The following is a 20,584-nucleotide window of genomic DNA, read 5'->3' as shown; positions in this document are numbered from 1 at the left end:
GATACGTCGGGGAACATCCCCTTTTTTAGCAGGCTGGCTGCAGTGCGGTGGGCTTTGAGGTGGGTCGCATCGATCATCAAGGTGTCGGATTTGCTGCGTTTTTCCGTCAATTCTGCCAGGATCCGGTTGAAGACGCCGAGCCGGCTCCAACGGATGAAGCGATTGTAGATGGTCTTGTGCGGCCCGTATTCACGCGGCACGTCGCGCCACCGCAGGCCGTTGCGCAAGACGAAAATGAYGCCGCTCAACACCAGGCGGTCATCAACACGCGGCACGCCATGTGACAGCGGGAAGAAAGGTTCAATCCGGCGCATCTGCGCCTCCGACAACAGCATCAGGTCACTCATGGMAGCGTCTCCTTTCGATCCCAGTGAATCAAAACGNACACGCGGCACGCCATGTGACAGCGGGAAGAAAGGTTCAATCCGGCGCATCTGCGCCTCCGACAACAGCATCAGGTCACTCATGGCAGCGTCTCCTTTCGATCCCAGTGAATCAAAACGCAGAGCGCGCCGCAAGAGRTTAATAGGTCCTGAGCCTAACCCAACATCGCGACAAGCTTGTCCAGCCACCCGGCATATTCTCCGTGCTGAAGAAGATCACGCCTGAGAAATAGCTTGTGTTTCTTGATGGGAAAAAAGTACAAATATAGTGCAATCCATGTGCATATTGCTCGCGTTGTTTGACCTCGAAATCCGCCACGGAGCTAGACCTCGATGACGTCGGAAAATGAAATATCGGAAGATCGCAAGGGTTTGTTTCCTCTCCAGCGTATCATCAAATTGTCTCGTGAGATTGCCCCCGCGCAGACGGCGGTCGCGGTAGGTGCACTGGTCATACTGTCGGTCTCAGTATTCCTCGTTCAGCAGCGAGCCCCGTTCGTTTCAGTGCTTGCGATGGGGGCTGCTGTCCTTGTGTTCGGCGTCGTGGCCACTTTGGTTTCCGCATTCGCGTTGAAGTTAAGTCGATCAAATAGCGTGCTGCCGCATTTAGTTGCTTGGGCTTTTGTCGGCATTTTCATCCTCGTGCAGGTGCTACTCATTACCTCGGTATTTTTTTCGGTGCCGCAGAGCGGCGCCCTGTTCGTCGCACGAATGTTGAACGCTCCAGGAATTCTCAACTTTAAATCGCAAGATGGCTTGGTCATTCGGGGCAACACTTCATACTCGTCATTGCCACAGGACATTCGGACCGAGGTAGAGGGCGATCTAGTGGGCAGGACAGCGGCCTTGACTCAAATGCCGCCGCTAACACTAGAAAACGCTATCCTGACAATAGATGCCGGCGAGGCCCGGGTCATTTCGACGTCGGAGCTTCGACTGAGCAATTCTAAGATCATTACTAATGGCAGCCAATTGACTATAGAGGCGCTACGCGTGGTCTCCGACAACGGCGCAATCGTAGCATTTCAAGAGGTGCGACCGTTCGCTGCGGGCGAAACGTTCATGAACGTACGCGCGGTTACAGTGAGGATTCACCGGTCGATCGTCGGCGATCTTGCAGTCGATTTGTCGGGTAGACCAGGCCAAGCCGGGCTGCGAGGCGCGCCGGGGGCGCGGGGAGCGAATGGCGCGCAAGGGGATAATGCCGCATCAGGATTGTTCGATTGCCGCCGTGGGCCCGGACGCGGGCGAGACGGCCTTCCTGGCGAACCCGGACAACCGGGCAAAGATGGCGCGGATGGCGGCGATGCAGGCTCGCTTATTGTCGAGACTGAATTGCCAGAAGCGGTGAAGCATTTTCGATTTCTTGCTCTTGGCGGGGAGGGGGGACCGGGAGGTTCAGGCGGAAATGGTGGGCTCGGCGGGCTTGGCGGGCCGGGAGGCCAGTCCTCGGGCCTGTGCGGCGGAGTCGGACCAAGTGGCTCCAATGGTCCTGTCGGTGTGAACGGTCCTGCTGGTCGTGCTGGTCGTGAGGGGCAGCGTGGGCAACTGCTTACCCAACGCATCGTGCTGGAGCAGTGATATGCCGACGTCCGACCTAAGTAAAGCGACGCTTGAGTTCATGCTGAAAGGCGTAAGCGGCTACAGCGACCTGATCGACAAAAGTCTTGGGGATACTCCAGACACCGCTCGCATTCGGGTGGCTTTAAAAGTCATGCCATTGCTGGTGCTGCTGGGAATATTGATCCTTTCAATGCTTACGCTGTCGAGCGTCGGACTCTGGAGCGTTGTTCTAGCCAATGCCGTGATCTTTTACTGCTACGTCGTCTTCGTAAGCGCGAATGCGATGCTACCTGGCAACACGGTCGGCAATCGGCGGATTGGCCGCTGGTGCCTGTTCATGTTCGTCGCGTGCCCCCTTATCCTCATAGCTGTCAGGTTTTTCGTACCCATTGGCGATGCGGCCACTGACATCATCTACCGTGCACGGGTCCAATTCTACGCTTACAACAAGCAGGCTTGGCAAACCTTCCTGACCCCAACTGTGGCAGGACAGGAGCGATTAATGGTTAGTGCCACCGACTTCATAGGGCCCCCGCCGACCGTTCAGGCGATCACGCAAATCCTGCCAACCCGGTCCAATGCAACGCTCGACACACAGTCAACCCTGTTGGGCCTCATCGCAAGCAAGGATAGCGTCTCAATTTCCAGCACTTTTCCCTTGGCTGACAATAGTAGTCCGGGCGAGACGTGGATATACGCAAAGCGTGTGAAACTCACCAAGACCGCTGACCTGACGATCGGGGCCCGCAACCTGGTGATTGCCGCGTACGACCTCGAGATCGAAGACGGTGCGAAAATCACTGCGTTTACTAACGATGGGAAGGGGCCTGCGCCAGATGGAGCCGTGGCGAATGGTGCAGGGGCAGGGGATGTTACGATAATTGCGCTTGGGTCGGTGAAGGGTGGAAAACTCTACGTCGATCTTGCGGGAGAAAATGGTCGACGGGGGCAGCAAGGTGCCCCTGGAAAGGGCCATACGCCCGTGACCGATGTCACGTCACCGGCACCTGGCGTTTCCATGGTCGTCACAAAGAAAGAGAAGTCGGATTTTACGGCGGCAATTGATGCAGCCGTAGCCGGCCTTTCAAGCTTCCCGGCGACAGATAGGAGGGAGTTGCTATCGACCATAGAGCGATGCAAGGCGGCATCGGATTGTATCTTGTTACGCTGTGTATCCCCGCCAGGCGACGGACGCGATGGCGCTGCAGGTGTCCGCGGATCTCCAGGATGGTCTGGTGGAAAAGGCGGAAATGGGGGGGTCCTGAGGCTTTTTGCGACTGAGGAGACACAGAAGACGCTGAACGAGAAGATTTTCCTTGTCGGGCGGGACGTGGCCTCTGGAGCGCTCCAGGGTTCTCGAAGCTTGGCTGGCGAAGGTGGGGCTGGCGGTCGGGGGAGCGCTGGTGGTGAAGGTCAGGCAGCTGGGGCACCGGACGCGCGGGGGATATGCGTAAAGGGTCGATCGGGCCGGCGCGGAGAGTTCGGTCCCGATGCGCCAGACGGCAAAGACGGCCAAGAAGGCGAGCCGTCGATTCTGGAGACGCAATTAATCTGGCCGATTGGATCACCCCCTCGATAACATCCGGCAACGTCATGACGCTAAACCCGGGGGAGATTAGATCGCCGCGTCCATCGCTTGGTCGGCGTGGCGATGTGAACGCATTCCGTGGCCGCAAGGCACCAGGCTGTTGATTATGGGATGGCCCGCCCTTCCGAGAACATCGAGTATGATGTCTCTCTTGTGAAGGGAAAGGAGCCGAGCCATGCAGATTTCAATATTGGGTGTCGACATTGGGACGAACAGCTTCAGTGTCGTTGGTGTTGACGGCCAGGGTGCCGTGATTTTGCGTCGAACGATGCGGCGACAGACATTGATTGATTTTGTCGAGAAGCTGCCACGCTGCGTCATCGCGATGGAGGCCTGCAGCGGCGCACATCATCTTGGTCGGCTCTTTGCCGCTGCTGGTCATGAAGTGCGGCTTATGTCGCCGGAATATGTCAGGCCTTACGTAAAGGCACAGAAGAATGATGATCGAGATGCAGAGGGAATTGCCGAGGCGGCGTCTCGCCCGACGATGCGGTTCGTGGACCTGAAGAGCCAGGAGCAACTTGATATCCAGACGCTGCATCGGGTTCGGTCACGCCTGGTTGCTGAGCGCACGACCTTGATCAATCAGCACCGCGCAATTCTTCTGGAAAGAGGTGTGGTGTTCCCTGCCGGGCGCGTGAAGTTCGAAAGCGCTTTTGATGAGCTTATTGCCGGAGGCAACGACGTTTTGTCGCCGCACATCCGAAGCCTGATTTTGGAATTGCGGGATGAATGGCGAATGCTCGACAAGAAGATCGAGGCTTTGAACGGAGAGTTTGTATCTCTAGCCAAGCATAACAGCGCAATGCGTCGTCTGACTTCAATACCTGGGATCGGTGTCTTGAATGCGACCGCGCTCGTTGCAGCGATCGGAGATGCCAGCAGCTTCCAGCACGCCCGAGATCTTGGAGCATGGTTGGGACTTGTGCCTCGTCAGTTCACGACCGGCGGCAAGGCGCGGCTGCTTGGCATAACCAAGCGCGGCAATACATATCTGCGAACCTTGCTCGTTCATGGTGCTCGAGCAGCGATGCACACGCTCAGTAAGAGCGACACGTCGATCGGCCAATGGCTCAGAGCGATGTTGTCCAGAGGCGTGGCACGCAATGTCGTCATCGTGGCCTTGGCGAACAAACTGGCGCGTATCGCGTGGGCGGTGTTGCGCAAAGGTCTGCCATACGAGCGGTCTTTTGGCGTCGCGGTAAATTAGGTAATTGGCTGCTCTAATGCGCAGCCTACGATGTTTGCGAGTGGAATGGAGATGGCCTGACAGTTGATCGGCGTTCGGATAGCCCAGCAGTGGAAATGGTTCTTGGAAACCGTGTTGATTATCGTGGCTCTGAACGTGCGGATATCCATCTTGGCCACGGCACGACCGTGAGACCGAATACGTTGAAGCAGACTGTTCAGGTATCAAAAAATCACTTGCAAGCAGGGCGGGCCATACGTTTCCACTGAGAGCTGATGGAGTGGATGCCCCTCCCGACGGCATCGCAATGTGCCAAAGTGATGTTCGCCAGAACGTCGCTGAGAGGAGAGAGCCTCCATGAGGGTAGTTAGTATCGTCGGCCTGGACCCAGCAAAGCGAGTGTTTCAGGGTAAGCGTCCGGTGAGGCAGTGTTGGAGATCATCTGCGAACGCCTGAAGTTACGTCACTAATTCCGTCATTAGAGACGCCATCAGGGATGAACTATGGGCCGCATGGAGATTTTGACCGGCGTCGAGCGTCGGCGCGATTGGTCCGACGACGAGAAGCTTTCAATACTGCAAGAGGCTGCCGAGCCGGATGCCAGGATTGCCGACGTCGCGCGGCGGCACGATGTCAAACCGCAGCAGATTTATACCTGGCGGCGCAAGTTCGCGGCCGAGCAGTCCGAGCCGGTGGTCTCCTTTTTGCCGGTCGCATTGATTGCCACGGAGACGAGCGACGAAGCCGAGCGAACCAGCCCAGTCGACAAGCCTGCGGCAAAGCGGTCGGCACGTCCCATGCGGATCGAGATTGGTTGCAAGGGCGGCCGCGTTTTGAAGGTCGAGGCCAACATTGCGCCTGACGTGCTGAAAGCACTGATCCGCTCGGTTGAAGACGCATGATCGCGCCCGGCGCAAATGTGCGCGTCTATCTCGCCTGCGGTGTGACGGATATGCGCAAGGGGATCGATGGCCTGACGGCGCTGGTGCAGTCGTCACTTCGCCAGAAGCCCGCGTCGGGTTCGGTCTTCGCATTCCGGGGCCGTCGGATCGTATCAAGCTGCTGTTCTGGGATGGACAGGGGTTCTGCCTCTACTACAAAGTCCTGGAGAAGGGCCGCTTTCCCTGGCCATCCGCGACCGACGGCACGGCCCGACTGACGGCAGCACAGTTGTCGATGCTATGGGAAGATATCGACTGGCGTCGTCCTGCCTGGACCTCTGCACCGACTCGGGTTGCGTAAGATAGATGCCAATCTTTACAGATAGATAAGTGGAAATCTGACGCCAAATCGGCTATAGAATTTGGCATGGAAACGAGCCCTCCGATCCTGCCTGACGATGTCGATGCGTTGCGAGCCATTATCGCCGCGCAGGCTGATCAACTGGCTGAACAGGCTCGAAAGCTTCAATCCCGCGATACGCTGATCGACAAATTGAAGGCGCAGCTCGCAGTTCTCAAACGGGCACGGTTCGGCTCGTCCTCCGAGAAAATGGACCGCACCATTGAACAACTCGAACTGGCCCTGGAAGATATCGAGGCGGTCGAGGCGGAAGTGTTGATCCCGGCACTGTCGTCGGCATCAGGTGCGGCAAGGGCCAAGCCCAGCCGTCAGCCGCTGCCAGACCATCTGCCACGTCATGACGTGACACACCAGGCAACTTGCGCATGCCCGGTCTGTGGCGGCTCAGACTTCATCCGCGCAGGCGAGAGCGTCAGCGAGGTTCTCGACTATGTCCCGGCCTCGTTTCGTGTCGTGCGCCATATCCAGCCGCGCTTCACCTGCAAAGGCTGCGATACGCAGGTCAAGGCCGAGATGCCGTCGCTGCCCATCGAACGCGGCAAGCCGGGGCCCGGTCTGGTCGCCCATATCCTGATCGCCAAATACTGCTATCACCTGCCGCTCTATCGCCAGTCCGAGATTTACGCACGGGAAGGCGTCGACCTTTCCCGCTCGACCATGGCGGACTGGATCGGCAAGGCCAGCACATTGCTGGAGCCGCTTCGGGTGAAGATCAGCGAGCATGTGTTTGCAGGCCATCGCCTTCATGGTGACGACACGCCCGTCCCGGTGCTGGAGCCAGGCAGAGGCAAGACCAGGACCGGCCGATTATGGACTTACGTTCGCGACGGCCGTCCCTGGGGTGACACGATCCAACCGGCCATCTGCTACTTCTTCAGTCCGGATCGCAAGGGACTGCATCCCAGGCAGCATCTGGACACCTTCTCGGGCGCGCTGCATGCCGACGGCTATGCGGGCTTCCGCGACCTCTACGAACCAAACAAGCCAGGCAGCCTGCCGGTCATACTGGAAGCAGCCTGCTGGGCGCATGCAAGACGCAAGTTCTTCGATCTGACGACGTCGGGCAAAGCGCCGATTGCCGAGGAAGCCCTGCGCCGGATCGGTGAGCTCTACGATATCGAGAAGGCCGTTCGAGGGGAGCCGCCAGACGTGCGGAAAGCCGCGCGGCAACATAGCAGCACTCCCAGGGTAGAAGGCCTGCGGTCATTGCTAGACGACAATCTCAAACGCCTGCCGCATAAATCCGGAACGGCTGAGGCAATCCGATATGCGCTCTCCCGTTGGAAATCGCTTTGCCGCTTTCTCGACGATGGCAGTATCGAGATCGACAACAATGCCGCTGAGCGGGCAATCCGACCGATCGCGCTCGGCCGTAAGAACTGGTTGTTCGCTGGGTCGGACAAAGGCGGCGAACGCGCCGCTGCAATCCTGTCGTTGATCGAAACCGCAAAGCTCAACGGCCTCGATCCGGAAGCTTACCTGCGACATGTCCTTACCCGCATCGCCGATCACCCCATAAACCGGATCGACGAGCTCTTGCCGTGGAACCTGCAAACACCTTTGGAAATGGCCTGACCGGACGCTTACGCTTCTCGCGCAGCGCCATCCGACGGATGATGTTTAAAAGTCCCATGTGGATCACTCCGTCGCCCCCGTCGCTCACCGCGTTGGAGGGAAGGTTCACATGGCTCAATTCTCAATGGAAATTATGCGCCTAACCGGCTCAGTTCTGCGTGGAAACCAACACAGTGTGAACAGCTAACTGAAGGCGGGCGAGTTCGGCCGAAAGCGATGAATCCGCCCATTGTCGTTCAATGTTTCTAAGATCAATGCGGCTTCTGCGGCGGATTTGCCAAAGTCCGAGCGTAGAACCGACGAAATGACCGCATACTCGTTCCGGATGTTTGTGCAGAAAATTCCAGGATCGTCACTTCCGATCACTACGGTCGGTCTGTTTTTCAGCACCGGTCCCGTTAATCCCAGCCATCTGAAGATGTGGTGTTCAGCCATCGTTTGATAGACGCTTATCCTCATGTTACTTGTCGGGAGTGCTTCAAGCGCGATGCCTCGTCGCGTTATCTCAGCGAGAACAATGTCCTGAAGGGCACAGAGCGCGGGTATTGACACGAGGTCGGTCACGCTTTCGCAAAGTGGCCTCTTTGTTTCGTCAAGCAGATGCCGCTTTCTGTAGAAAGCGTATCCAGATGCGGCATGTTCGACCCGGTCGGCAACCAGATCGAGCTCCCGGGCACGGAGTTTGTCCATTACTTCCTGTGCCAGCACACGGGCCTCTTTAACAACATTGGCCGCCGTCACAGGTAGCAAGCGCTGCGCAAGACGGTGCTCGATCCGCCTGATTTCGCGGATATCAAGATCTCTGAGTTGCCAGGCTTGCGACAGGACGACCGGGCTCACGTCCAGACTGTAGATATCGCGCGAAAGTCGCGTGATCATATCCGTCAATCTCCCGACATCTTCTGCAAAGCCGTCGAGCTGAACCAGATTCTGCTGCGCGAAAACAGCGTCATCCAGAAGGTCGTGCCGATTGAGCATTATCCGGTTGGGGGTCCGCGCACGCCAGAGGGTGGGATCAACGCCAAGTGCGATCGCGTGACCGATGCGATCGCCCGCGCGGAGGTCAAGATATGCTATGGCCTCCGCGACAGAGCGTATCCCCGAAACCAGATGGCGGAAATCTTCGCCTACATGAAAAGTTGCTCTACCGACACCCGCCTGTCGCATGATCCGAAAAGCCGGGGCGAACGGTTCCGGCGGCGCGTGCAGTTCGTTCGAAGCTGCGTCAATCCCGACAAGAACGGTTCTGATTAAGTCCCTTCGTGTAATCAGTTCACGAAGATGACGCGCTTGTCTATCTAGATCTGCACGCAGGTCACTGTCCAAATATCCTCTGGAGTTATCTTTCTGACTACTGGGCGGCTTCTTGATGAAATGCGCAACCAGCGAAAGTTCTGCGTCGGGACGACCGCGTCTTGCGCACCGGTCGCCGTCACACGGCCGCGAAACTAGACATGGTGGCACCTTGCCATGCAGCTTGCGCAAGTGCCCACGATAACTGCAGCCGCGAAACGCAAGATAGTCTTCAGTAATCTGAAGCACGAGATTTTCGGTTTCGGTAATGCTGCTTTTGGCGGCAAACCGACCCTCCAGATGTGACAGCAAAGTGTGAGGTGAGGCGATGTTGAGCTGACGGAAGCGTGCTTCGTAATGCCGCTCAAGTTTTTCGCGTGTTCCGAGCAGGGTATATTTCTGGAACTGGTCGAACCCGGACTCTTCCGGCTGCTGGACCGCCAGGCGCGTTACCTGATTGAGGAGCAAAAAGTTGAAATAAAGACCTGTCCCGATGATCGTGTCTGAGCGATTATGACGAAGGTGCGCTAGGCAACGATAGAGCCATGCCGCTTCGTTGATGAGCCGGCTGTATCGACGCCGACCGTAGAGCTTTGAACTCGGATGTTCGGACAGCGATGACTGTCGCTCATAGTTCCATTCGCCATCGCTGAGATTGGCTGTCATCGCCTCAGTCAACTTGGAAAGACCACGCAAACGCGAACCATAGTCTGGTGCCGCACCAAGTATATCGGCCATGTAGTGACGTACGCGTCTTAAAGCACGCATGCGTTCGTAGAGCTTGTAAGGCGTCAGTCCAAACTCCAGTTGCTCATAAAGCTCTGCTACTGGAAGCTTGCTCTTTTGGGAAGCTGCCAAAAGCTCTCCGTAGAATCCGTCAGGATCGGTGCAGGCGTCGGCCCAGACGATATCCAGTTCGGTGCTGCCGTTCAGATGCATATGCAGTTCGTTCAAACCCTTTCGCTCGATAAGATCGTCAAGCGCGAGGTCATGCGGACCCAGGACAGCCGTGTCGCCAATCTGGCGTTCGAGATCTACGCGCGGATCAAGCGTGGAATTGCTGGTCGCCCGGTCTTCGTTCACGAGAAAGGCGATAAGAACGGCGAGCGGTGAAATGAATGGCAGGAGCTCGTGCCATTCGGAAAACCGGTCGAGGCGCACGACGATCTTTCCGTCCCGGCGCTCCAGATAACGCTCTGCAAGCCTGGTGAGCGTGTGATACGGCAGCTCACCAACCGCACCCACGTCATCCAGACGATCGGCAAGATACCCCTTGTAGAAATGATCCGGAAAACCGAAATTGGTTCGACGTTCTGTAATAAAGATCCTGCGTTTTGTCTCGGTGATTGGCGGAATAACTCCACGGCAAAGTTCTGCCAATCCGTGGCTGTCGCTAAAGGCACGCCGATCAATCAGGGCAGCCATCAGGATTTGTCCGCGTTGCCACCGCCGGACCTATTAAGCCCGCTTCGAACGACCGGGCGACGTATAGCCGGCTTCGGCTCGGCTGTACGTGCAGCCTTGTGGCCTTGCAAATAGACGCTGTTCAGGAGGAAAAACAAGCCGTCGAACTGTGCTGTTCGCCCATCATTCGGCTGGCGAAAAGTCACGCTGTAATCGAGTTCGAGACCGGTGGAAGCGCGTGATTGTTGCCGGTAAAGATCAAAAATCTCGCCCGCTACGTCGCGGCCTTTCGATCCTGTGAGATCCTCCTCGTGTCTCGCCAGAAAGTAGCCCCAGAGGGGGCAGGCAAAAATCCAGCGAAAGAAACCGACCTCCTCGTCGTCGTCAGAATCATCGTCTTCGTCTTTGTTGGCATTGGCGTCGACTTCTCTGATGTCCAGCTCCTGAAGCATAGCCAGAAATGGTTCGTTCGAACGGACCGGATTATCTGCCACCTTCGGCCCGATGGTATTGCCTTCAGCGCGATAGGTCTCGACCGCCAGCGCGTGCAGAAAAGCGATAATAGAGCGATGCATTAGCACGCCAAGATAACGTGTTTTCGCATGACGAAGTTCATCACGAATGGAGTCAAACGCATAGGAAAACCGCGTCCATACGCGCGCCAGCGTTATCGGCGCCAGGGACAGCGTTTTCGCATTCAGCGCATCAAGCCATTTTATCAAAGCATTGACAGCCTCGTCGTTCGAAGTCCCGTAATCAGCGCCCAGTTCCTCTCTTTCGCCCGCAAGATTAGCTGGGATCTCACTGTCTTCGTCAATATTGCTCCCGGCCGTGCTGGTCGCCGCCCCGCCAGGGGTGGGATAGCTCCGCGGCATCCCCGAAGTAACTAAAAACTGATCAAGGCGGCGGTGAAGTGCGCGGGCCGTGAGGCTGCCACGGCTGAGCCCAAGTGTGCCACTTATAAATCCCAGCATCCGAAGCAGGGAATAGCTGCCATTGTCGGATTGCTGCCCGCTTGTGATCCGACTTGCCGGAATCATTGCAATCGACGCAACTTGGCCACCTAATCCCGCGCGCAGGCTTTCCAGAGTGTTGCCGAAAACAGGAACGAAGCCTGCTTCTCCCTTGCCACTGTAGGAGTAGTCCCAACTAGACCGGGCCAGTCGCAAATGGAAGCCGCGAAGCGGTGCTGGTAGCTTCTGAAGTGCACGGTTGATAGAGTTCTCGCTCTTTGCCCCCAATTCTCGCCTGAAGCTTTCAAAATCGAAATCGCCATACAGTTCTGAAGAGGCTGCTCCAGTTTCCCTAATGCGTGGGCCGGCTGGCACAGCAGCACCGCTGATGCGTATTCCCCGGGCGATTTGCTGTCCTTCAGCGGCCTCCCATGCAGCCAGGCGGCTGACAGTCTGTAGCGCTTCCTCTTTACTGCGGATGTTGAGATGATCCAGAAGCTCTTTAAGTCGCTCAGACGATGTGATGTCCCCACGAGCAATCTTTTCGCGGATTGTACAAACCTTCAGCCAGTAATCGATTATCGCCCTTGGCTGGCGACGAAAGAGGTCCACGAGTGTTGCGCCAACCGACATCGCAGCAAGATCGCTACTCTCTTCAAGGCCCTCGGGATAGAACCGCGCCATCGGGCGCCAAAGATCCTTTTTCGTCATCCAGCCCGCAAAAACTCCGAAAATCCGGTCAGGATCGGGATTGCGCAACTCGTTTTCATCGAAATCAAGTACCATAAGACCGGTCGATGCGACATGACGGAGCGTGTCCAACGCTATCTCGTACTGTTGCGACTGGTCGTCGCGGCTTCCATTAGACAAAAGAGGCCATACTGACGAATACAGCTGCAGACTACTACGCATAGGCAAGCGAAGCATGATCGACTGTATCGTTGCGACATCCTCCGGGGCGCCAAGCCCTAGCAGGAGTTTTGCGTAGCGCCGCGACACCATCCGCTCTGTGACGGCTTTCGTATTGCCAATTGTGAAGGAGATGGACGCGCGCTCGGCGTAATAAGTCAGGGGCTGCAGATCGATCCTGTTTTCGGGGCGGACAATTTTCACAAGATACTGATCCTGGAGCACGTCAATCATCGGTGCAATTTGATCACTGTAGGACTGATTTCGTGGAACCTGCCGCTCTGCATTGATGAAGTCCGAAGTCATCTGCTTCCATTGCTGCTGTCGGACAAGCAGATTGTAGAGTTTCATGTCACCAGCGAGCAAAAGCTTCAATCGGGGTGTCGCAAGATATTTTCGGATCGCCTCGAGTACCGGCCAGCCGCGCTCAAACGAGGTATCGACGTCATCCACTGCCAGTACAAAGGCATCTACGGTCAGGAAACGACAAGCCTCGCTGACATAGCGATAAAACGAGCGTTCGAATGCCGCCGCTGCGCTCGCGCGGTCCAGCCCTTTGTCCAGCACATAGTCAGGATCGACCCATTCCTTGCCGTGAAGCGATTCATCACCGATGCCGTCGAGGAGCGTCAAGCCGGCCGCGAGTTCACGCAACCGCTGCTTGAATACGCGATAGTGGTCTTCGGCCGCAGGTCTGTCGGCTCTTTTCGCCTGGTCTACCGCTGCTTTGATCTTTTCAATGATCATTACAACGATGTTCTGTTTGGTCTCTATCAGGGTAGGATCGACAACGCCAAGGCTGTAGAGTGATGCCGGACCACGCTCCATTTCCATGTTTTCAAACAGCTCATTGGGAGCCTCACCGGCCTGCCTCTTCTCGATGAACCGCAAAATATCCGTCAGGAATGTCGTTTTTCCATCACCTCGTCGCGCGCTGATCATGACTGTCTCATGGCGACGGGACTTCATCACATTGAGAGATGATGGGCGATACCCCGAATTTCTCTCCAGAGGTTCGTCATCTTCCGGTCGGCGATAGAGCTTTTCTATCACGCGTTTAAAGGCATCGCGGCGGACTATTTTGTCGAGCTTGAATTCGCCGTACATCGAGGCGAGATCTATCGTAATCTTGTCGGGCATCTGGAGCCAATAATGCGAGGGGTTGAGGGTAAGCAGTCACGGAAACGAACTGATTCCTGGTAGCTGCAAACCTACTAAGACGAATCGGTCGAGTTCAAAATGATGATCAGAGATTGCATAGTTTCACGAAACTTCAACTGAAATTTTCGCTTGGCTGGTGAAGTGGTTTTTTGGCTTGCCTATCCAGGTCACTGGAAGGGTGAAAGCACTGGAATTAATTGACCAAAATCGGCGCCAAAGACTTATTTATCAACAGCCTAATACTGAACGGACTACGAGGCGAAGGTTCGATTCCTGTCAAGAGCACCGACCCCGAGTGGTTGTTCGGCGGAATTAGATTCAAATAGAGCGCTCTAGCCGCTACGTCAGGTCGTGGAGGTCTTTCCCCAAGGCCCGCCCCAATTGCCACTCACTAAATCTTACCTCCAAGCCTGCACGTTCGGGAGTGCAGCACATAGGGCCGACAAAATAATTGTCCGCCCTTGAGAAAGGGCATAGGCGGACCAGTGGCCAAGTCTGCCCATCGTCTGACGCTTGTATTCGGAGAACGCCGCTCTGGACGGTCACCCTTATCCAAAAATCTGATGGGTCGCCGTCATATCGTCCCGTTGCCCAGTCGGAGACTTCATCCGTCAGCACACTGCCAAGCAAGCCATATCCATCCGAGAACTCAATCCCGGTCTTGACCCACCGTCTTTCGTCGAGCCTGACCATGAGGCCAGCCTGGTCGTAGAGATGTCCAAAATTCGCCTGGACTCGAACCTGGGCGGTGAAATCGCCTTCGGTTTGGAATGCGTAGAAGTGGCCGCTGTCGCGGACAAAGCCATAGTGTGTTTCTCGCCAAAAATCGGTGTAGGCGTCAGTTGTTACGAAAAGTTCGGTATCAGAAGCATCTGCCTTTGTGGGATCATTGAGCCACAGTCCGTTTTTAAGACTCTGCAATGGCGTCTCCTATGCCAACGAGCGGCCTTGCTCAGCTGCATCTCTCGTAAAGCGATAGTTCCTAGAGAGCCCAATTGCTAGCAACAGGCAAGGTCTGACAGGCGTCTTAAGCTTGGAGCCTGCATTGCTGACACCCAGGCCAATCCGGAAAATCAGAAAAGCGGACGGACCGCTCGGCCTCAAATCAGATCATACGTATCCCAACGCTAATGTCCGCTGTTGGCGCGAAGCCGCCAAGGTCGCTCGTCTGCCGTCCGCCCGAAGCCGGCATTCACCGTGAGCTTGACACCAAAGCGCCCTCGCCGGATCTTCCGGCCTTGGAGGATACTCATGGACATAGTAACGCTGGACTACTTCCGAGAACCGGGCCCGCATTCCACGGCGAAGAAGAATAAGGTCGGGCTGGCAGGCGCTCCAACGGACATCGCCGACCTAGCCACATGGATTCAGGGAAGAATGCTTCACGAGCACTGGGCGTCGAGATATGGCGAAGAGCTGACCCCGGAGCGCCGTGAACTCTCGCAAAGGAGATCGGTGGACGCGGTGCTGGACGGCCTCCTTGCGGGAGGCAATTTACCACTTCCTGTTGCGGGTCGCGCGGTTGGTGTCTGCAGCCATTTCTCGCTGCTCGCGGTGGCGGCCTTGCGAGCGAACGGGCGTGCGGCTAGGTCGCGGTGCGGTTTCGGCACTTATTTCGCTCCCGACAAGGCGATCGACCACTGGGTGGTGGAGGTCTGGAATGGTGATCGTTGGCGGATGGTCGATTTTCAGATCGATGAATTTCAGCGTGCAGAACTGGGGCTTGTCTTCGACACTCTCGACTTGCCGTCGGGCGAGTTCCTACTGGCCGCCCAGGCCTGGCAACTCTGCCGGCGTGGCGAGGACAACCCCAATCGCTTTGGCATCTTCGATGAAGGCGGCTTCTGGTTCATCGCCTCAAATTTGATCCGTGACCTCGCCAGCCTAAATAAGGTTGAGATGCTGCCATGGGACGACTGGGGGGCGATGCCATCCCCAGACGCGGAGATCAGCGCCGAGGAACTGCGACGCTTCGATCATTTGGCGGAGGTCCTGCTCGAACCCGACCGTCATTGGGAAGAACTCCGTTTACTCTATTGCGCTCCAGGGTTCGGCATGCCTGGAGAGGTCTTCAATGCTGTCAGGCAAGTTCGTGAAACGGTTTCGGTTGTGCAGTAGGTTCAAAGCTCGTCGGCTGAAGTTTTGCATGCTCGTGTACTATGCGACCGCAAAAAAAGTGACGCTGTTGCCCCATTGTTGCCATCAAGATTGTCGCGGCATTTTTCCGAACGGCCAATGGAGCTTGGCCAATGTGCGGGGAAAACACCGTTTACTCTGCACTCCTTGTACTGCCGCGGTTCACTTTCAGCTAAGCACCTGCGTTATTGCACGCGACAATTCGTTCGGGCCGAATGGTTTCGCAAGCAGAGATGTGCGCCGTGAATCGCTGAGCACAGGCGCGGTGTCCCGCCCTGTGGCGAAGACGATCGCGATCGCAGGCCACCTCTGGCGCACCATATTGGAGAGCTGCTCACCACTCATACCAGGGAGACCAAGATCCGTAAGGACGATGTCCACGCTCTGCTGCTCGAGCAGCAGGAGTGCCTTCTCACCTGACGCGGCCTCAAAGACTTCATGACCAAGCTCTTCGAGCATGTCCGCGGTAGCAGCCCTGATCAGGGCCTCATCTTCCACGAGCAGAATGGTGAGCTTGGCAGTGGAGTGGGGGATAGCGTCTGCGCTGACAGCCGGCAAGGCGGCCGGGGGCGTGAGCGATTGTTGTTCTGCCTTCACATCCGTGTTCCGGGTCAGCACCTGCCTGATCTTCCGAGCGAGTGCTTCGCGGGCATACGGCTTTGAGAGAAGTTGAACACCAGCGTCAAGCCGTCCACCGTGGACAATGGAGTTCTCTGTGTAGCCTGAGGTGAAGAGCACGGCGATATCAGGCAGACGTTCTTTGGCTTTTTGCGCGAGATCAGCGCTCTTGAGCGGACCCGGCATGACGACGTCCGTGAACAGCAGGTCGATCGGCACACCGCTTTCGATGATTGAAAGCGCAGCGCTGGCATCCGGTGCCTTCAGGACACGGTACCCAAACCCTTGCAAGGTCTCGACGACGGTTGCGCGCACGCCTTCGTCGTCTTCCGCCACGAGAATCGTTTCGGAGCCTCCCTCGACCGGACCGTCACGCCGGATTGATGTCCGCTCTTCATCCTCCCGCGAACGCGGAAGGTACATTCGGATCGTCGTGCCCAATCCCACCTCGCTATAGATCCGGACATGGCCGCCAGTCTGTTTCACAAATCCGTAGACCATCGACAGCCCAAGGCCTGTGCCCTTGCCCTCAGGCTTGGTCGAAAAGAACGGATCGAACACCTTGTCGATAATGTCGCTCGTTATCCCGGCACCTGTGTCGGTGACCGAGAGCATGACGTATTCGCCAGCCACAACATCGTCATGCTCGCGCGCATAGGCATCGTCCAGCATGGCATTGCCGACCTCGATCGTCAGCTTGCCGAAGCCGTCCATGGCATCGCGTGCGTTGATGGCGAGATTCAGAAGCGCGTTTTCTGTCTGCATCGGGTCGATGAGCGTATTCCATAGGCCCCCTGACACGACAGTTTCCACCTCAATACCTTCTCCGATCGTTCGGCGAAGCATCTCGTCCATGTTGCGCACCAGCCGCCCTGCATTAACGACTTTTGGGTCAAGAGCCTGTCTTCGACCGAAGGCCAAAAGCTGAGCCGCAAGCTTTGCACCGCGCTCAACGCCTGCCAGTGCATTGGTGACCCTCTTCTGTGCCTTGTCGTTTCCGGCGATGTCCCGCGCAAGGAGCTGAAGATTTCCGGCAACCACCTGCAGCAGATTATTGAAGTCATGTGCGACCCCGCCCGTTAGGTTGCCAATTGCTTCCATTTTTTGCGCCTGCTGAAGGGCGAGTTCAGTTCTGCGAAGGGCTGCGGATGCTTCACGTTCCTGCGTGACATCACGCCCTAAAGCATGAATAAAGGTGTCGTCGGGCACTGCAGTCCACGAGATCGTTCGATACGTGCCATCCTTCGTGCGATATCTGTTCTCGAAGGAAAAGGTTGTCACACCTTCACTCAGTTTCCCGACCTCCGCCAACGTTGCCGCAAGATCGTCCGGATGAATGAGGTCCATGAAGGAGCGCCCTACGAGTTCGCCCTCGTCCCAACGGAAGACCGTTCGCCAGGCTGGATTGACAGCGGTAATTGTTGCCTCGAAGTCCGCAACGAGCATGATATCGGTCGACAAGCGCCACATGCGGTCCCGGTCGGCAGTGCGTTCGGTAACCCTGTCTTCAAGGGTCCTGTTCGCTGTCTCCAGCCGTGCCTGAGCTTCTCGCTGATCCTCTATATCCGTGTTTGTGCCGATCCACCTGACGACCTTCCCATCATCATCCCTCATCGGGACGGCTCTTGCGATGAACCAGCGGTACCAGCCAGTTGCTGCCTTCAGGCGAAACTCCGACTCGTAGGTTTCACCAGCCCTCACAGCAGAAAGCCACTTGGCAGCGGCCTCCGGCAGGTCGTCGGGATGAACCATCTGCGTCCAGCCGTTTCCGACGAGATCGTCAAATGTAAGACCTGAGAATGCATAGACGCGATCGTTGAACCAGTCGAGCTGTCCCTGTGGCCCCGCTGTCCAGACATGGTTGGGGAGCGCCTGTGTCAGAGCCTGAAAGCGGGCGTCACTTTCGCGCAGTTGCTGCTGGGCGCGCCGCGTGTCGGTGATGTCCTGAACCACGCCGACGAAGCGGATCGGTGTGCCGCTCGCGTCGCGCTCGAATTCACCCTTGCGGGCGATGAAGCGCTTCTGTCCGTTGTCAGCACGTCTGATCCCATACTCGACATTCAGAAGAGATGCCCCGATCTTTCGGGTTTGGGGATTAGAGGCGGTGCTGCGATCTTCTGGCAGAACAAGCGCTTCGATCTGCTCGATGGAAACGTCGTCGATCTCCGGCAGTCCGTAGATTTTGCAGAACTCGGGGGTAGGGCTAAGGATGTTGGTGATGAGGTCTAGCGAGAACACTCCGACCCCACCTGCCTCCTGGGCTCGACGCAACCGTGCTTCAGCATCATGAAGAGCTTGTGCTGCGAGATGCTCTTTAGTCCGGTCTCGAAGAACCTTTACGAAACCAACGACGTCTCCTTGCTCGTCAACAAGAGTACTGATCTCACCGTTCGCCCAGAACCGTTCGCCGGATTTGCGGATGTGCCAACGCTCGTGATGTGCTGTGCCCGATGCAAGTGCGGCGCTCATCGCCTCACGTGCAGCACCCGCCTCGCGGTCTTCGGGCGTCAGGATCAGATCCCAGTGCTGCTCGGTGACCTCGTCCTTGTTCCAGCCGAAAATGCGGCGCGCGCCCTCGTTCCAACGAGTAATCTTCCCATCAAGGTCCAAAGCCATGATGGCATAGTCGACCGCGCCATCCAGGATCTGGCGGCTATACTGTTCGGTTGCTCTCAGTTCGCCATCGGTCACGTTCGTCACAGCCTGTCATGCAGTAAAACCCTGCACGCAGCCATACGCCTCATCTTGCAGATGTCGAGTGGTATTCAGCTGCAAACGCAAGCAACGGTCAATCACATGCATAGGGGAGGCGTGGGTTCCTTACGAAGTTGCCGGAGATACCGCCTGCCTGTCCTCGTAAGCCGGTATCGCGCTTTGGAGCAGGATGTCCTCGAATCCCTGTTCAGCCCTGTTGAGCATCCCGTGGCGGAAGGGAGTTCGCGTGAGCAGCCGCTTCGCCGGAATAAGGAAAGTCGTCCCCTAGCTGACGGCTGCCGTCGTAGACCTTGAAGGCCGGCCCTTCGGCTTCAATAATTTTGTATCCGTTCACGTATTCGATCTTTGGGGTTTTCCAACCCATGAGGAGCCCTCCCATTAAGGTCCGGTTTAATTGCTTGAAAACAGATGTTGATCGTCAGAGCGTATATTTTTCCTGCAGCACGCGGTGTGGTAGCTGGCACAGTTGTCTATCAGTTCGCTGCACAAAAGACGAATTACCGAATGGGCAGCTAGCGGGTCGGCCACGCGCGCATCTTTGGGGGTCTTAAAAAAATTCAGCTGCCGGCACGATCACGCCATCCACTGTGCACATACGGCCAGAGCCTCGGTGCCTACAATGTCTCCGGTGTCTATCCAGACAATCGGGTGACGCCACGCTTCGACACTGTTGTCCTTGAGAGCGGCTACCTATAGATGGCTTCCAAACGCCTGGAAATGGCCGCGGTACGGCGGCGGTTTCTTTAGTTGAGACAGCCCAAGCCACCAGATCCTGTCGCTGCCTCTCGCCGCCTCAAGATTCTGTGCGCGCTCGTTACGAATAGGCAAGACAATGAACGATAAAATAATGGACAACCTCAGTGGCATGTACTTCACCGTCGACGATGGCGATGGAAGCTATGCAACGGGGCAGGTCATTCGGATAGCTACTGAGGGTGCATACTTCGTCAGGTTTGAAGGCGAAGAAATTTCCTTACCCATGGAGCTTGTTTCAGTCGGAGAAATGCTAGAGGCAACAGATGATGACTACAAGCTATGGCGCTTCTTCGATACGATCGAGGAAAGAGAGAAATGGACGAAGTGGCTGGACACACCTTCAACGCCTCGCGTGATTTCCCTGGTTAGGCCGCCCAGATAACCCGATTTGATCGCATTGGCCTGCAGCTCCTTCTGATCCCAGTGGATCAAAACGCAGAGCGCGCCGCAAGAGGTTAATAGGTCCTGAGCCTAGTTCCGTACGTCAGCGCCTCCAAAAACAACCTGGTTGCGGACGGACGGCTTGAAGAGGCCGTAGAGGAAGCCCTCGGTTCCGCCGCTTGCTGCGTCCAGCATCGATACGTGTTCCGGCGAGAGAGTTACATCGAGCGCACCGACATTATCGCCCACCTGTTCGGGACGGCTGACGCCCATAAGGGTACTGGCGACGCCCGGGCGTCCGACGACCCAGGCAAGCGCGATGCGGGCCGCGGACTCTCCGGCCTCGTCGGCGATGCGCTTCAGGACATCGACGATGTGCCAGTTGCGATCGGTGAAGAGAGTATCTCCGAACGGGTTGTCCCCGTCGAGGCGTTTGTCGCCATCGTCACGCGTGCTCGTTCCGGCGCCGCCCTGGTTGGGAACACCACCCTTGCGGGAGCCGCTGGCCTCGACCGTGGCCCGGTCGTACTTCCCGGTCAGCAGACCATAGGCAAGGGGACTCCACGGGACGAGCCCCATGCCCGCCGATTGACCGAGGGGTAGATGCTCAGCTTCAACGCCGCGCTCGACGAGCGAGTAGAAGTACTGAAGGCCTATG

At 56.9% G+C, this 20,584-nt stretch carries 14 protein-coding genes and 1 pseudogene; 8 read left to right on the top strand and 7 right to left on the bottom strand.

From position 1 onward, the window contains the following. Positions 1-347 (bottom strand): IS5 family transposase (locus ASG39_RS24475; RefSeq protein WP_062594486.1); only part of this gene is annotated, 347 nt, incomplete at its 3' end. Positions 348-716: 369 nt separating this feature from the next. On the opposite strand from ASG39_RS24475, the gene ASG39_RS23735 reads away from it, so the two are divergent. From ASG39_RS23735 to ASG39_RS07840, 6 genes and pseudogenes are all read left to right on the top strand, one after another. After that, positions 717-1,964 (top strand): collagen-like protein, encoded by a 1,248-nt coding sequence (locus ASG39_RS23735; RefSeq protein ID WP_156468073.1) that lies wholly within the window; start codon positions 717-719, stop codon positions 1,962-1,964. Position 1,965: 1 nt separating this feature from the next. After that, on the top strand, positions 1,966-3,525 hold the full coding sequence (locus ASG39_RS07855) for a hypothetical protein (protein ID WP_062594485.1): 1,560 nt from the start codon (positions 1,966-1,968) through the stop codon (positions 3,523-3,525). 184 nt (positions 3,526-3,709) lie between these two features. Further along, entirely contained in the window at positions 3,710-4,744 is a 1,035-nt protein-coding gene (locus tag ASG39_RS07850) for an IS110 family transposase (protein ID WP_062594484.1), read from the top strand. A 482-nt stretch (positions 4,745-5,226) separates the two neighbouring features. Next, complete coding sequence (locus ASG39_RS07845; protein WP_062594483.1) at positions 5,227-5,625, top strand: transposase; 399 nt, start codon at positions 5,227-5,229, stop codon at positions 5,623-5,625. Next, positions 5,622-5,965 (top strand): annotated as a pseudogene (tnpB, locus tag ASG39_RS23175) (IS66 family insertion sequence element accessory protein TnpB). The gene ASG39_RS07845 and the pseudogene tnpB overlap by 4 nt, the downstream one beginning before the upstream one ends. A gap of 66 nt (positions 5,966-6,031) precedes the next feature. Then, positions 6,032-7,600: an IS66 family transposase gene (locus tag ASG39_RS07840; RefSeq protein WP_062594482.1), complete on the top strand. Its 1,569-nt coding sequence runs from the start codon at positions 6,032-6,034 to the stop codon at positions 7,598-7,600. Positions 7,601-7,783: 183 nt separating this feature from the next. Here ASG39_RS07840 and ASG39_RS23730 read toward each other — a convergent pair whose 3' ends face one another. From ASG39_RS23730 to ASG39_RS07820, 3 genes are all read right to left on the bottom strand, one after another. Beyond that, on the bottom strand, positions 7,784-10,318 hold the full coding sequence (locus ASG39_RS23730; protein WP_156468072.1) for a hypothetical protein: 2,535 nt from the start codon (positions 10,316-10,318) through the stop codon (positions 7,784-7,786). Next, a complete protein-coding gene (locus ASG39_RS07825; protein ID WP_156468071.1) occupies positions 10,318-13,299 on the bottom strand; it encodes a hypothetical protein in 2,982 nt (993 codons plus the stop codon). Before ASG39_RS07825 ends, ASG39_RS23730 begins: the two co-directional genes overlap by 1 nt. A gap of 360 nt (positions 13,300-13,659) precedes the next feature. After that, a complete protein-coding gene (locus ASG39_RS07820) occupies positions 13,660-14,241 on the bottom strand; it encodes a DUF1349 domain-containing protein (RefSeq protein ID WP_062594478.1) in 582 nt (193 codons plus the stop codon). 330 nt (positions 14,242-14,571) lie between these two features. On the opposite strand from ASG39_RS07820, the gene ASG39_RS07815 reads away from it, so the two are divergent. Beyond that, positions 14,572-15,438, top strand: coding sequence for a transglutaminase-like domain-containing protein (locus ASG39_RS07815; protein WP_062594477.1), 867 nt, complete (start codon positions 14,572-14,574; stop codon positions 15,436-15,438). Positions 15,439-15,624: 186 nt separating this feature from the next. Here ASG39_RS07815 and ASG39_RS07810 read toward each other — a convergent pair whose 3' ends face one another. Both ASG39_RS07810 and ASG39_RS24200 read right to left on the bottom strand, forming a co-directional pair. Next, a complete protein-coding gene (locus ASG39_RS07810) occupies positions 15,625-18,774 on the bottom strand; it encodes a PAS domain S-box protein (protein ID WP_244481173.1) in 3,150 nt (1,049 codons plus the stop codon). Positions 18,775-18,976: 202 nt separating this feature from the next. Further along, positions 18,977-19,153, bottom strand: coding sequence for a hypothetical protein (locus ASG39_RS24200; protein WP_200943872.1), 177 nt, complete (start codon positions 19,151-19,153; stop codon positions 18,977-18,979). A 468-nt stretch (positions 19,154-19,621) separates the two neighbouring features. On the opposite strand from ASG39_RS24200, the gene ASG39_RS07805 reads away from it, so the two are divergent. Then, positions 19,622-19,927, top strand: a complete 306-nt coding sequence (locus ASG39_RS07805; protein WP_062594476.1) for a hypothetical protein — start codon at positions 19,622-19,624, stop codon at positions 19,925-19,927. Positions 19,928-20,016: 89 nt separating this feature from the next. On the opposite strand, the gene ASG39_RS07800 is transcribed toward ASG39_RS07805, so the two are convergent. After that, positions 20,017-20,584 (bottom strand): aldo/keto reductase (locus ASG39_RS07800; RefSeq protein WP_162242421.1); only part of this gene is annotated, 568 nt, incomplete at its 5' end.

Source organism: Rhizobium sp. Leaf371 (genome assembly GCF_001424045.1).
In the GTDB taxonomy this organism is placed as follows: domain Bacteria; phylum Pseudomonadota; class Alphaproteobacteria; order Rhizobiales; family Rhizobiaceae; genus Ferranicluibacter.
This window is presented reverse-complemented; position numbering and strand designations above follow the sequence as displayed.

What these genes read in the sequence shown, in the direction of transcription:
- ASG39_RS23735 (WP_156468073.1), top strand. Translation starts at nt 717, where the DNA reads ATGACGTCGGAAAATGAAATATCGGAAGATCGCAAGGGTTTGTTTCCT.
- ASG39_RS07855 (WP_062594485.1), top strand. Translation starts at nt 1,966, where the DNA reads ATGCCGACGTCCGACCTAAGTAAAGCGACGCTTGAGTTCATGCTGAAA.
- ASG39_RS07850 (WP_062594484.1), top strand. Translation starts at nt 3,710, where the DNA reads ATGCAGATTTCAATATTGGGTGTCGACATTGGGACGAACAGCTTCAGT.
- ASG39_RS07845 (WP_062594483.1), top strand. Translation starts at nt 5,227, where the DNA reads ATGGGCCGCATGGAGATTTTGACCGGCGTCGAGCGTCGGCGCGATTGG.
- ASG39_RS07840 (WP_062594482.1), top strand. Translation starts at nt 6,032, where the DNA reads ATGGAAACGAGCCCTCCGATCCTGCCTGACGATGTCGATGCGTTGCGA.
- ASG39_RS23730 (WP_156468072.1), bottom strand. Translation starts at nt 10,318, where the DNA reads ATGGCTGCCCTGATTGATCGGCGTGCCTTTAGCGACAGCCACGGATTG.
- ASG39_RS07825 (WP_156468071.1), bottom strand. Translation starts at nt 13,299, where the DNA reads ATGCCCGACAAGATTACGATAGATCTCGCCTCGATGTACGGCGAATTC.
- ASG39_RS07815 (WP_062594477.1), top strand. Translation starts at nt 14,572, where the DNA reads ATGGACATAGTAACGCTGGACTACTTCCGAGAACCGGGCCCGCATTCC.
- ASG39_RS24200 (WP_200943872.1), bottom strand. Translation starts at nt 19,153, where the DNA reads ATGGGTTGGAAAACCCCAAAGATCGAATACGTGAACGGATACAAAATT.
- ASG39_RS07805 (WP_062594476.1), top strand. Translation starts at nt 19,622, where the DNA reads ATGAACGATAAAATAATGGACAACCTCAGTGGCATGTACTTCACCGTC.